Source organism: Paenibacillus sp. CCS19 (assembly GCF_033239625.1).
Taxonomy (GTDB): domain Bacteria; phylum Bacillota; class Bacilli; order Paenibacillales; family Paenibacillaceae; genus Paenibacillus_T.
On record NZ_BTCK01000058.1, the window covers coordinates 1 to 13231 of the forward strand.

Below are 13231 nucleotides of genomic sequence, written 5' to 3' on the forward strand. Positions count from 1 at the left end.
GCGGTGTCGTAATAAACTAAATGGACATTAAAAAGGCTGTCGAGACTTTCTCGACAGCCTGAAGCGTGGCTCAGCCACGCTTATTTCTTTGTTGCGCACGCATCCAGCTCGTTAAGTGCGGCGAATCCCCTCTTAAACGGGAGAAAGGGCGGTAAGTGGGTGCTTGGTTTGGAGATAAGTGTGGCGATGGCACACTTAACCGTCCTGAAGAGGCGAATATGAATCGATAAGCGGGGTTTTACCACGCTTATTCTACACGTCGTCGCAGCGGACCTCCTCTTCGCAACGTGAAGCACGGACTGCTGCGCTCACAATCTACTGCTCGATCCCATACCGCGCGAGCGCTTTGTAAGAGGACTCGCGCATGCGCCGCTTCAAGTAATCGTCCTCTGCAACACGGACCCGAAGGCCGAGGAAGCGGATTTTGGACAGCAAATATTCGCCTTCATCGGCGGGGTACGTAACGACAATATGATACCGATCGGCCTGCTCGTCATAGCGGACCGTCTTGTCGAAGCAAGAGAACGAATAGAGGATGCGGGACAGCTCCTCGTTATAAGTGCGAATGACTTCGATAACGGCTTGCTGTTTGCGATGATTGAGCAGTTCAGCGGCACGACGATGGAGCGATTCAGCGCGATCGGACTGCAAATCGACGGCCTCGGTCGCAATCACGTTGTCCAGCTTCGTCGCCATCAACATGCGGCCGCGCGTGCTGTACCAGAGCAGGTACCACTCCCGTTTCACCATGCTGTATTCGAGCTTAAGCGGAAGACCGAACTGCTGCCGCTCGCCGCCATTTTTGAGCCGATAGGAGATATGGCAGCCGCGGCCCTGCGCAATGATGCGCCGCAGCGGGCGAAGCAGCGGGTGGTACACATGTTTCTCCCGGCTCTTCGCTTTCTCGATTATAATGCCGCGAATATCGCTGGAAGCCTCGTCTTCCAGCAGTCCGCGCAGTTTCCCGAGTGTATCCGAGGCGAAGGCGGTGTCCGCCGACGGGTCGGCAAGCAGCGTCTTCAGCCAAGTGCGCTCTTGCGCAGTCAAGGCGAAGGCGTTCGACTCATCGAGACGCGAGAGCATTTGGTAATTAAATATTTTCTCGAACGGGTTCATAATGGGCCTGAATCTCCTTCCACTCCGCGATGAACTCCTTGCGCAGCCATGCGGGCTGGAGCACCTCGCAGCTGGATCCGAAGCTTCTGAGCCACGGCTTAATTTCATAGATTCCGTTGACCATAATTTCATAGAGGAACGACTCGTCGGATTCCTCCGTAATCGTTCCCCATTGGCCTTGCGCCTCGACACGATCTCGAATGAAGTTAGGACCATTCCGCTCCGGATTGAAAAATCTCGCCACAACCTTAAGCGGCCGCAGCGTATCCACGACCCAGCTGTGCGCCAATTGCCGCTCGACCGTGCTTAAATGCCTCTCGAACTCTTCCTCGGTAACGACTTCGCCGTCTTCGATCTGCGTAATGCCTTCCATCCGGAACTTCGCAATCGCATTCCGCTGCGTATGTCCAATGAGATACCAACGCCCATATTGATGGTCGTAGACGACGCGAAGCGGGAGGAGGGGCTGCGTCTTGCTCTGCTCTTCCTTCTCGAAGAGCGGATTCGTGTTCTTGGCCGCGTAGTTCTTCCCTTTGCGAGGGGCATGGTATACAAAATGCAGCCTGCGCCGCTCGCGGATCGCGCGGTGAATCGTATGCAGATGCGCTTCATCGAGAATACGCGAGTGATAGTGGTACTTATATAAATGCGTCTCGACCGCTGAAGGGTCGAAGCCTCGCTTGCGCAATGCTTTCTTCAGCGTATCGCGAAGGAGATAGCCCTGCACGGAAGGGACCTGCGTATTCGCCATTACATCCACGAAGTCATACAGGTCGAGCAGCTCGTCATCCGACAGCTCGTTGATCAGCCTGTTCGCAGCCGTGTAGCGATAGGGGCGGCTGTCCGAGGCGCGGACGATGACGCCGACCTCCTCGAGATATCGGAGATCGCCGCGAATGGTCTTCTCATCCGGGCTTGGGTAATCGGCGGATATCGTCTCGCTGCAGCAGTCGAGCAGCTCCTTCGCCGTCAGCGTCTCATCCTGGAGTACGGTTAATATCGTAGACAGCCGAACGCTCTCCGACTCCTTCAACGACTTGGCGCGGAAGAGGAACAGAAGCAGCGGATCTGCCGATTCATAGTAATTGTAGCGAAGACCTTCGGACAGCTCCGATTCCTGCTCGGGGGACAGCGGCTGCTTGAGGGCGCTTTGCATTTCCTTCAGGTAACGCATCGTCTTGTCGTACGTGTGCACGGAGATGCCCAGCCGCGCCGCGAACTGCTGCCGGTTGTACGCACCGCCCGCGAGCGCCAGCAGCCGCAGCAGCTGCACCTCTTTGTCAAAGCTTTCTCTAGCCACTGTCCATTCCTCCTCTTCTTGTCCCAACGCTTATGTATAGGCTCCATTGTAACAAGCCCGTCAACTGGAGGAAATGGAAAGTTTTTTGCCATTCAACTTGCGTCGCCATACTTACGCCCTGTTCGTAAGGGTGGAATTCGGAGACAATCAGGTTGTGAAGTCGAGGCCGCAAGGCGGAGACGACATGAATCGTTGAGGCGCTAGGAAGGGTTACTTCGACTATTAATCGGCTTGTCGTTGGTTCGAGTCCAACCTTTGCCGCAAGGCAGAGTAGCTCAGTTGGTAGAGCAGCATGTTCCTTTCCGCCTTTTTCCTCAACGATTGTACATATAAGACCTAAGAGCGAGGCACTTGAGAGGGCTACTTCGACCAAACTATTCTGCGGGCGACTGATCCGCAACGCCTTCTCGCCTTTTCCTCGCTCTTTCTTTTTCCTAAGACATGAATGTTCTCATATAAAGGGGGTATTACCGATGAGCATCGCTAAGAAATTGTTCTCCGCTATGCGACCGACAACTACAAACCGTGACGGCTATCCAGCCTACGTTCGTTCCGCCGAGGAACAGTACGTGCAGACGCTGGTGACGAATACGATGGGCAATACGTTCTATGCAGACCAGCAGGAGCTGTTGAAGGAGGCGGAGGCGCTGCACTGCGAGATGGCAGAGCGCAATCCACAGTTTATGGCCAAGGCACTGGTCTATGCACGGAATGAAGGATACATGCGGCTGCAGCCTTTGTTCGGCTTGGCGGTGCTGTCGGTGTACCGTCCCGATTTGTTCAGCACCATTTTTCTGCAGGTGGTGAAGATACCGTCGGACTTGTCTGATTTCCTGACGATTCTGCAGGGAATGGGACGCGGCGAAGGCGGCCGTGCGGTCAAACGCCAAGTGAACCGATTCCTCGCTGGCATATCCGAGTATTGGGCGATTAAGTACAACGGACGGGGCAGAGGCTACAGCCTTGGAGACGCGATTGCAACGGCGCACCCGAAGCCATCCGATCTGAAGCAGCAGGCATTGTTCCGATACCTGCGCGGTCAGGAAGCAAATCTGTCTCTCATTCCGCAGGTAGAGGCGCTGGAATATCTCAAGCGTGCGAAGACAGAGGTCGAGCAGATCTACTGGATCGAGGCTGGACGACTGCCGCACGAGGTCGTTACAGGCGTTATCAAGCCGACGAAGCTGGTGTGGGAGCAACTGATGGAGCAGATGCCAACATTCGCACTGCTTCGCAGCTTGAATGCATTGGATCGAGCAGGCGTGCTGCAGGATCGTTATTGCCTCGACCGAGTGGTTGAGCGGCTGACCGATCCGCGTGCGCTGTCGAAGTCGCGCATTCTGCCTTTCCGCTTCGCGACTGCCTATCGGCAGGTTCAGCATGACGCAATCCGTGATGCGCTGCGCACCGCAGTTGAATACACATTCAACAACCTGCCAGACCTGGAGGGCCGAACGGCGATTTTCCTCGATATATCGGGTTCGATGAACGGGCAATATCTACAGACCGGTTCCGTATTCGCACTGGCGTTGTATAAGAAGACACAAGGCAGCTCGTTGTTCTGGTTGTTTGATACGACCGTAGAAGATGCGAAGCCATCGCGGGTAGACAGCATTTTGACGCAGGCAGAACGGATTCGCGCACGTGGCGGCACCGATACCGGGGCGCCTGTACGGAAGCTTCGCACGGAGCGGCAGCATGTGGATCAGATCATTATAATCACGGATGAGCAGCAGAACAGCGGCAGCCCGTTCTATGAAGAGCTGGCGAAATACCGAGCGAAGGTGAACCGTGATGCCAAAGCGTTCGTGATCGACATCGCACCTTATCGCAGCAGTATGGTTCCGCCGCAGGATGCCAACACCTTTTATATTTTCGGCTGGAGCGATACGGTGCTCAGTTATATCGCGCAGGCGACCAAGGGTTATGGATCGATGGTGGAACGCATTGAGGCGATCGATCTGGAAGCAGGGGGACAACGCAATGACAGCAGAAGCGATACGTAAGGAGATAAACGAACAATTGCGGCGGATCGAGGAAGAAGAGCAGGTCCGCATCCTATATGCATGCGAATCGGGCAGCCGCGCATGGGGGTTCCCGTCGCAGGACAGCGATTACGATGTACGGTTCATTTATATACGGCGGCCGGAGTGGTATCTGTCGATTCGGGAAGGAAGGGACGTCATCGAACGTCCGATCAGCGATCAGCTCGATATCAGCGGTTGGGATCTGCGCAAGGCGCTTGGCCTATACCGCAAGTCAAACCCGCCAATGCTGGAATGGCTGCAATCGCCGATCCGCTATGCCGAGTCGTACGAGACGGCCGATCATCTTCGCGCGATGGCGTCGTCGGCCTTCTCGCCGAAGGCTTGCATGTTCCATTACCTGCATATGGCGCGCGGCAATTTCCGGACGTACCTGCAGGGCGAGCAGGTGAAGATTAAGAAATACTTTTACGTTCTGCGTCCGATTCTCGCCTGCGAATGGATCGAGCAGTTCGGCGAGATGCCGCCGATGGGATTCGACGAGCTGGTCGAACGGCTGCTGCCGAGAGACGGCGCGTTGTGGCAGGAGGTTCAGCAGCTGCTGGAGCGTAAGAAGTCGGGCGAGGAGCTCGATTACGAGCCGCGGCAAGAAGCGATTCATGCGTATATCGCGGAACAGCTGCCGTCATTGGAAGAGCGTGCGCTTGCCCTGAGAGCAGCAGATATGCAGATTGATGAACAGCTGGACCGCTTGTTCATCGAGGCTTTGCAGGAAGTGTGGGGGCTTGTCCTCCCTCAATAATCGTAGAGAGAGGAAGATGAAAGGTGGCAATCGTACAAGTAAAGTCGGCAAACCCGAACTTTACGTTTCTAATCAAGAAAAACCCGGGAACGGGCATGCAGCTGCGACCCGTGCGCCAGGGTATGGCATACGGCTGGTATTCGGACGATGCGACGTTCAACGTTTATTTTAAAGATGCGGATAATGATATTTCCTATAAAAGAGAAGCGGGAGAAAGCTTCGAATACTTGAACGTTTCCCGTTATAATACGCCGCTGTTCCCGCTCAATGCGATCAGCGAGTATTTCTCTGCACCATTCAAGGCGTTGGATGATCGGGATGAAGAAGGATACACGCACTCGTTCTTCATCAATATGATTCATATCGAACGGGATCATTATATACAGTTCTTCATCAGACATATGAGAGACTATTCGTTCGAGCTGCAGCATCGGGCGCATAAGAGCTATTCGCTCACGGTATCGACGGAGAAGAGCTTGTATCATCTGCTTCATGTCGTCAGCGTGCTGTGCTTGTTCCTGTCCGTGATGGGAGAAGAGTATATCGACATTTCGGAAGCGGTGCTGGACAAATATATTCATAGTCTGAATGTTATCGACGCGCCATTCTACATTCGCAGTCTGTTTGCAAGAAGCTTCCTAACGTCGCGTGAACGTTTTAATAAATATAAATCCGAGATTGAGCGGACCAGCCGCTACGATATCTCGCTGGAATACGGCGGTACAGCGATGCAGCGCCGGACGTATATCTCGAAGGCGCTCCCGTTCAACAAGCCAGTGCTCGATATCGGCTGCGGGGAAGGCTTCTATGCGATTCCGTTCGCAGGCAAGCTCGACAGCACCTACTATGCCGTCGATATTGCAGAAGAGTGCTTGGAGATCGTGAAACGCAAGGCGGCGGCTAAGGAGATTGATAACATTGCGACCTTCAGTTCGATCGATCGATTCTTAGAGATCTATAACGGGGAGCAGGTAGACGTCATTCTGACCGAAGTCATCGAGCACATGAGCAAGGATGAGGCCTCGGCGCTTATTCGCTCGATTTGCAGCGAGATTGATTTTGATCAGATTATTATAACGACGCCCAACGCTGACTTTAATCGGCATTATGAACTTGAGGGCTACCGACATGATGATCATCGCTGGGAGATGGGGCAGCAAGCATTCGAGCAGTGGTTCTCGACAGCGGTGGAAGGATTCGGTCTGGCACATACGTTTATTACAATCGGCGACAAAGTGGACGGCGTTCACACTACGCAAGGCGCCATTGTCCGCAGGAAGGAGGCTTAGCCAATGGATATTCAAACACGCATGCATACGATCTTCATGCTCGTAGGTGCAACAGAATGCGGCAAATCAACGTTCGCAACCAAGGTGCTCATTCCGCAGCTTAAACTAGAGGACATGTCCCGTGGTCTGCGAACCAATGTGCAATATTTGTCCTCGGACAGCATTCGTCAGGAGCTGCTCGGATACGCATACGACAAGTACGACCAAGTCATGCTCGAAGCGAGCTCGCATACGTTCCAATTGCTGTTCGAGCGGCTGCGGCTTGTAACCTCCTTCCCGATTAATGCGGACTTCGTTGTGGTGGATACGATCGGACTGGCGGATGACTTCCGCAGCAAGGTGCGTCAAATCGCACAGGACAACAACTACAATCTGGAGGTTATCCTGTTCGATTATCGGAAGCGGGAGGACTACTATGCTTCAGAGCGGTCGAAGAAACTGATCTCGAACCATCTGAATCGACTTCGGAAAGAGGTACTGCCCGTTCTTTCTCGGGAAGGCTACAGCCAAATTCATAAGGTGCGGTCCAAAGATTTTTATCTGCCTGAAGAGGGCCGTGCAAATCCGGCCTATCGTGTCACTGTCCAGGATTGGTCGGAGTATGCGGCCGCAGTGCTTCCGCAGCAGCAGTCTTACATTGTCGTCGGAGACGTTCACGAATGCATGCAGGAGCTGCAAGGACTGCTTCGTGATTACGGCTATCGGATCGACAACGGGAAGCTGATTGCTTCGGATAAACTGCGAGATACCCGTATCATTCTGGCAGGCGACTGGATTGATAAAGGGAAGCAGACGCGCGCTATCATCGACTTCCTCTACCAGAACCGCGAGCATTTCTTGCTTGTGCTCGGCAACCATGAGAACTTTGTCTACAAATATATCAAAGGCGAGATTGCCGGCATTGATCCAGAGCTGCTGGAGACGTATTTCGATTCTGTTCCAGTCCTGTCGGAGGATGCGGAGCTGTTCGAGCGATTCGCTGAACTGGTTGAGTCCTCGAAGCCATTCTTCCGTTATGTCGGCATGCAGGGATCGTCCTTCTATGTAACGCATGCCCCATGCCGCAATAAGTACATCGGCAAACTGGATTCAAACTCGGCCCGCCATCAGCGGAATTTCCGTCTGGATCGCGAGGGTGAGGTTTCCGTGGAGTCGCAGCTCGCATTTCTCGGGGAAGAAGCAGTCAATAACCATCCGTATCATCTGTTCGGACATATCGCGGCTAAGCAGTCGTTCCGGATCAAAAACAAACTTCATCTCGATACCGGCTGCGCCCACGGCAATGCGCTAACCTCGGTTCGCATGACATTCAAGCCGATGTTCAAAAGCCATAAGTCACAGTCGTCGCCTCTTCAAGAGGAACTGCCGACGTTGTTCCGCGAGAGCCGGAAAGTATCGGTGCAGGAGCTTGAGGACGATGCGGTCCGCCGTCTGCGCTACAGCTCGCGTAACCGAATCAATTATATCTCGGGTACGATGTCGCCAGCCGATAAGGACGAGGCTGCGGGTGAGCTGGAATCACTGCGTCGAGGGCTTGATTACTTCGCAGACCGCGGGGTAACGGAGGTTGTGCTTCAGCCGAAGTACATGGGCTCCAGATGCAATGTGTATCTTCATCGCGAGCTTGAGCAATGCTTCGCTATTAGCCGGAATGGCTATAAAGTGAGGGCGGTTGATCTTCAGCCGATCTATTTGCAACTGCATGAGAAGCTCGGAAGCTATATGGAGCGAGAAGAAGTAGAGATGATCATACTCGATGGGGAGCTTCTCCCATGGAAGGCGCTTGGCGAAGGACTGATCGAGCGGCAATTCAAACCGATCGGCAGCGCGCTGGAGTCGGAGTTGGATTTTCTGCGGAAGCATGGGTTCGAGGATGCATTCGGCGGCTTGGTGCAGCAGTATGAAGCCAGCGGATTCGAGCAGGATCAGCATCATCTGGCGAAGAATGCGCTCAGCGACAAGTACGGCGCGAGGTTGTACCAGAATTACCGTTACGTCCGCGAGGTACGGGAATCGCAGGTTCCGCTTGATCAGCATGATGAGGCGTACCGTGTATACAAGCGTCAATTGGAGCTGTACGCAGGGGATGCGGAACTGACGTATAAACCTTTTGCAATATTGAAGGAAGTGCTGGTCAATGGCGAGGAACGGATGCCGACGGGACGTACGTCGCAGATGTATCAGTTCCTCAACGACGATGCATGCCTGGTGCTTGATTTGAAGGAGACGGATGCATTCGCGCAAGCGGAGCGGTTCTTTGCCAAGCTGACGGTGGAGAATCAGATGGAGGGCGTTGTCATCAAGCCGGAGTTCGATCAGAACGGTTCTACGGTGCCTTACATGAAGGTTCGCAATCCAGGCTACCTGTCGATTATCTACGGGTATGATTACAAGTTCCCGCGCAAGTACAGCAAGCTGATGAAGCAGAAGAACATTGCGTCCAAGCTGCGTACATCGACGAATGAGTATCGTCTCGGCCAGCAGATGTTGGCGATCAAGCTGCGCGATATTGCGCCGGAGAACGGAGATTATATGCAAGTCGCGGCTAATCTCTTATTCGAGGTAGCGAAGGAGAAAGAGATCGACCCGAGGCTGTAAGCGAGCGTATGCGAGAAGGCGTGAACACCAGCAATGGCAAGCGGTCACGTCTTCGGGCCTGCTAATTAACATGCCATAATCTTTCTACGCTTAATAATTGATGCCCTTCAAATTCCATGCGATAAACATCTGGTTTAGACGTATTCAGCATAAAGTCCAAGTCATACTGCGGGTCGTAGTAACCCATCATTAAGGCCATGACCGCACCGTGTGTGCCGACGGCAATTTTGCGCCCGTGATAGGTCGTCAATAGCTCTTGCAATACCGCGATTGCGCGGCGCTGACAATCGGCGTTGGACTCGCCATCCGGCAGCGCGAACGTTGGATCGGCATAACATTGTCGCAGCAGGGGAAGCAATTCGTCGTTCGGCATTCGAACCGTTGCCGAGGAGAAATGCTGCTCTTTCAGATCCTCGTAGACGATAATGTCTTGTCCTGCAGACTCGGCAAGCTCCTGAATCGTTAGAATGGCACGCCGATAGGGACTTGATGCGAATACCTCAATACTTTCGGGCCGAAGCAGTTCTGTCATGCGAGAGGCGTCCAGCGTGCCTTGATCCGTAAGCCCCCTTGTTCGCTCCGTTCCTTCTATAAGCGGAGAATGACTATGTCTCACCATATACACATAAGTTTTCATGATGTCCTTCAAGAGAATAACCCTCCCAAGCGATCATCGGCAGGCGGAAGGTAGCCGAGCTGACGGGCCATCGTGACGATTTGCCCCTTGTGATGGAATTCGTGCGTCATCGTATGAGTAAAAAGAAGCAGAGGAGAAGCGGTAAAAGGCTCGTCCTGCCAGCTAACGGGATGCACGATAGGTTCAAGCCAGTTCGGCTCCGCGTCCAAGAACCGCTGCACCGTATCGTCAACTTCAGTATACAGGCTGCGGACCCGATGAACATCGGCCTGATCAATTTCTTCCATGGTCGTGTCCCGGTGCTCGTGAGGCGGCCGCCTGAATGCGAACGATCCGAGCCAGAGCCGGTAACTATCGGCAGCGTGAATATGCGTCCGAATGATCGAAGATCTTCCGAATCCAGGGACAATCGCATGCAGGACAGGAAGCGGGATTTCTTCGAGGAACGTGAATAGATTCTGTCTAGCGGACTTCACCCAGGTATATTGCTGCTGCAGTAAATCGATCATTGCAGAGTCCTCCTCGCGACTGGTTTTCCCGTCTTCTGATTATTTGTTGTTGTGTTCATATTACCCTTCTAATTGGATATCGCTAACTAATTTTTAATAGAATTTATTCTTTATGGAAAAAGGTGAATAGATGAAACTAGCAGAAGCACTCGTCTTTCGCGCAGACAGCTATAAGAAAATCGCACAGCTGAAGCAGCGGCTGGAACGTGTGGTGAAGGTGCAGGAGGGAGAAGCTCCGGCAGAAGATCCGCAGGCGCTTATCGCGGATTTGAAGAACACGCTGCAGGATCAGACGAGCTGGATTCGCAAAATCAACAAAACGAACGCCATAACGCCGTTCAATACCGAAATGACGATTTCCGATGCATTAGCCGAGCGGGATCGATTCATGCAGCATCGCAAGCTGCTCAGCGATATTGTGGAAGAAGCGTCGATTCGTCAGGACCGGTTCAGCCGCTCCGAAGTGAGATATCAGCGCACCGTCGACGTGGCAGCGCTTCAGAAGGAAATCGACGAATTGTCGAAGTCGTATCGCGAACTAGATTTTCGTATACAGGAGATGAACTGGCGAACCGATTTAATTGAAGATTAGTCGCGATGGTAGCCCACTTCAGTCGAGGCGAGCACAACCGGCCAACCGGCATGTTGGACCTCCGAATTAGATGCAGGGCCATGTCTAATAACTGTGACGAATTAGCCCAGTATTGTTACAAGAGTGCGCTATAGCACAGAAGTAACGGGTACCGCTTAATGTAACTACCACGTGCTGATCGACTGACGAGGGTGAGGGCGGGCAAGGGGTTGCGACTATGGTTACGATTATAAGACTAGCATCGGCGGGTATTTTCCTGTTGATTCTAGTCTTGTTTGCATATGGATATGTAGGAGGCGTTTCCATTATACTAGAGTTGCTATTCGAACCGTTTGAATCAGTAGAAGGCTAGAAGACGGGATACCCCCAAGCGATGATAGTTATGGAGGAGTCGGTTATGGCATTGAACAACGTATCGAGAAAAATGGCAGCGGTTACATTAATATTGAGCCTCTTAGTCAGTCTATGTGCGTTATCGATACCTTCTAAGGCAGAAGCTGCTCAGGCCGACAGCGCGGCTGGCGCCAAGATGCAGCAGTACGCGGCGGCCATGCAGCCCGGCTGGAACCTAGCGAACACATTCGACGCGCCAGGTTCGGAGACCGCCTGGGGCAATCCCGCTGTCACGAAGGAGCTTATTGAAGCAATCGCTGCGCAAGGTTATCGCAGCATCCGCATCCCGATTACATGGGAAGGACGAATCGGCAGCGAACCCGACTATACGCTGGACGAGACGTTCATGAAGCGGATTCAAGAGGTCATCGATTGGTCGCTGGATGCGGGTCTCTATGTCATGATCAACCTCCACCACGACTCTAGCTGGGTATTCAACATGACAACGGATCATGACGGGGTATTGAACCGATTCAATGCGGTATGGAAGCAGATTGCTGCTTATTTCCGCGACTATCCCGACAAGCTGATGTTCGAGAGCATCAACGAACCAAGGTTCTCGGACGATTGGAACAAGGATACGCCGGAATATTTTGCGATGCTGGATGAGCTGAATATGTCGTTCTTCAACATCGTGCGGAAGTCCGGCGGGGGCAATAAAGTCCGCCCATTAGTCATTCCTTCGATTACGGCTAACCATTCGCAGCCTCGGCTCGACGAGCTGTACAAGACGATGACGAAGATGAATGATTCGAATCTGATTGCAACGATTCATTATTACGGCTTCTATCCATTCAGCGTGAACATGGGCGGTTCGACGACCTTCGATGAGACGGCGCGGGCCGATGTGGACCAGTCGTTCGATCGTGCTTATCATACCTTCGTCGAGAAGGGCATTCCGGTAGTGGTCGGTGAATTCGGCTTGCTCGGCTTCGATAAGTCGGTAGACACCATCGAGCATGGCGAAGTGCTGAAGTACTTGGAGTACCTGACGTATTATGCAAGGCAGCGGCAGCTGACGCTCATGCTGTGGGATAATGGGCAGCATTTTGACCGGAACAATTTCACTTGGAAGAATCCTGATTTCTATCAAGTCATGCATGAAGGACTCGCGAACCGTTCATCCAATGCGGCTTCCGATTCGGTGTATTTGAAACAAGGTGAACCGGTGAAGGATGTCGCCATACCGATGAACATGAATGGCAACGCGCTTACCGAGATCCGAAGCGGTGATCGTGTGTTGGCAGCAGGGAGCGATTATATATGGAGTGGCGATCAACTGACGTTGACCTCGAGTTTGCTGCAATCGCTGTTGACCGGGAAGCTTGGCGAGAATGCAGTGCTGACTTGTACGTTCTCGGCAGGGGCCGATTGGAGCTTCCGCGTCATTCAATACGATACGCCGCAAGTGAAGAGCGTGGATGCGACTAGGGCGATGTTCGTCATTCCGACGACCTTCAATGGGGACAGCTTAGCGACGTTGGAGTCGGTTTATGCAGCAGGAGGCATTGCAGGCCCTGATGACTGGACGCAGTACAAGGAATTCGGCAAGTCGTTCGAGCCCGATGAAGCTTACAACTATATTACGCTTAACCAAACGTTCTTCGATCAGGTGAAGGACGGCGAAGTGCTGCTCAAGCTTCACTTCTGGAGCGGGACGGTCGTAGACTACAAGCTTGTGATTGATGGCAATAAAGTTTCAGGCATCGCGCCGAACGGTGAGGCGGCAGCCGCTGAACCAGCCGTGGCGGAACAAGTGGAACCAGCCGCATCCTCGGAAAAGCCGGATTCTAATATCGTGTCGGAGCCGCCGGTCAACACCTCCTCGGAAGATGATGAGAAAGTCTCGACGGGTCAAGCAGAAGCATTGTGGTTCAGTGCGGGCGGCATCGTTCTCGTCGTTGCTGTTCTAGGCGTTGCGTTATTGCTGCACCGAAGAGGGTTGTTCCGGTAGTCTTTGTGAGTTGGACGTTAATAAGAAGAGAGCTGTGGTCAACAACGCAAACGATA

Annotated in this window: 10 protein-coding genes; 6 read left to right on the plus strand and 4 right to left on the minus strand. The window is 53.1% G+C overall.

Features of this window, described 5'->3' with window-relative positions; all coding sequences use genetic code 11:
• Positions 1-315: 315 nt before the first annotated feature.
• Positions 316-1116, minus strand: coding sequence for a WYL domain-containing protein (locus SBI19_RS26375; RefSeq protein ID WP_317972510.1), 801 nt, complete (start codon positions 1114-1116; stop codon positions 316-318).
• Entirely contained in the window at positions 1091-2416 is a 1326-nt protein-coding gene (locus tag SBI19_RS26380; RefSeq protein ID WP_317972511.1) for a helix-turn-helix transcriptional regulator, read from the minus strand. The genes SBI19_RS26375 and SBI19_RS26380 overlap by 26 nt, the downstream gene beginning before the upstream one ends.
• A gap of 473 nt (positions 2417-2889) precedes the next feature.
• Between SBI19_RS26380 and SBI19_RS26385 the strand changes: the two genes are divergently transcribed.
• The 4 genes from SBI19_RS26385 to SBI19_RS26400 are packed head-to-tail and all read left to right on the plus strand — an operon-like array spanning position 2890 to position 9090.
• Positions 2890-4422, plus strand: a complete 1533-nt coding sequence (locus SBI19_RS26385; RefSeq protein WP_317972512.1) for a TROVE domain-containing protein — start codon at positions 2890-2892, stop codon at positions 4420-4422.
• Complete coding sequence (locus tag SBI19_RS26390; protein ID WP_317972513.1) at positions 4400-5203, plus strand: nucleotidyltransferase domain-containing protein; 804 nt, start codon at positions 4400-4402, stop codon at positions 5201-5203. The genes SBI19_RS26385 and SBI19_RS26390 overlap by 23 nt, the downstream gene beginning before the upstream one ends.
• Before the next feature lie 23 nt (positions 5204-5226).
• Positions 5227-6492: a class I SAM-dependent methyltransferase gene (locus SBI19_RS26395; protein ID WP_317972514.1), complete on the plus strand. Its 1266-nt coding sequence runs from the start codon at positions 5227-5229 to the stop codon at positions 6490-6492.
• Between the two features lie 3 nt (positions 6493-6495).
• The gene (locus SBI19_RS26400; RefSeq protein WP_317972515.1) at positions 6496-9090 is read left to right on the plus strand and encodes a metallophosphoesterase; all 2595 of its coding nucleotides are present in this window, start codon (positions 6496-6498) and stop codon (positions 9088-9090) included.
• 61 nt (positions 9091-9151) lie between these two features.
• Here the strand turns inward: SBI19_RS26400 and SBI19_RS26405 are convergent, their stop codons facing one another.
• Together SBI19_RS26405 and SBI19_RS26410 are read right to left on the minus strand one after the other, a co-directional pair.
• Positions 9152-9727, minus strand: a complete 576-nt coding sequence (locus tag SBI19_RS26405; protein ID WP_317972539.1) for a histidine phosphatase family protein — start codon at positions 9725-9727, stop codon at positions 9152-9154.
• A gap of 8 nt (positions 9728-9735) precedes the next feature.
• Positions 9736-10236 (minus strand): DinB family protein, encoded by a 501-nt coding sequence (locus SBI19_RS26410; RefSeq protein WP_317972516.1) that lies wholly within the window; start codon positions 10234-10236, stop codon positions 9736-9738.
• A gap of 130 nt (positions 10237-10366) precedes the next feature.
• Here SBI19_RS26410 and SBI19_RS26415 point away from each other — a divergent pair, with 130 nt between their 5' ends.
• On the plus strand, positions 10367-10828 hold the full coding sequence (locus SBI19_RS26415; protein ID WP_317972517.1) for a DIP1984 family protein: 462 nt from the start codon (positions 10367-10369) through the stop codon (positions 10826-10828).
• Positions 10829-11225: 397 nt separating this feature from the next.
• Positions 11226-13175, plus strand: a complete 1950-nt coding sequence (locus SBI19_RS26420) for a cellulase family glycosylhydrolase (protein ID WP_317972518.1) — start codon at positions 11226-11228, stop codon at positions 13173-13175.
• Positions 13176-13231 lie beyond the last annotated feature (56 nt).

Bases quoted from the DNA above. Each gene is read 5' to 3' on its own strand.
- SBI19_RS26375 (WP_317972510.1), bottom strand. From the start codon at position 1,116: ATGAACCCGTTCGAGAAAATATTTAATTACCAAATGCTCTCGCGTCTC.
- SBI19_RS26385 (WP_317972512.1), top strand. From the start codon at position 2,890: ATGAGCATCGCTAAGAAATTGTTCTCCGCTATGCGACCGACAACTACA.
- SBI19_RS26390 (WP_317972513.1), top strand. From the start codon at position 4,400: ATGACAGCAGAAGCGATACGTAAGGAGATAAACGAACAATTGCGGCGG.
- SBI19_RS26400 (WP_317972515.1), top strand. From the start codon at position 6,496: ATGGATATTCAAACACGCATGCATACGATCTTCATGCTCGTAGGTGCA.
- SBI19_RS26405 (WP_317972539.1), bottom strand. From the start codon at position 9,727: ATGAAAACTTATGTGTATATGGTGAGACATAGTCATTCTCCGCTTATA.
- SBI19_RS26410 (WP_317972516.1), bottom strand. From the start codon at position 10,236: ATGATCGATTTACTGCAGCAGCAATATACCTGGGTGAAGTCCGCTAGA.
- SBI19_RS26415 (WP_317972517.1), top strand. From the start codon at position 10,367: ATGAAACTAGCAGAAGCACTCGTCTTTCGCGCAGACAGCTATAAGAAA.
- SBI19_RS26420 (WP_317972518.1), top strand. From the start codon at position 11,226: ATGGCATTGAACAACGTATCGAGAAAAATGGCAGCGGTTACATTAATA.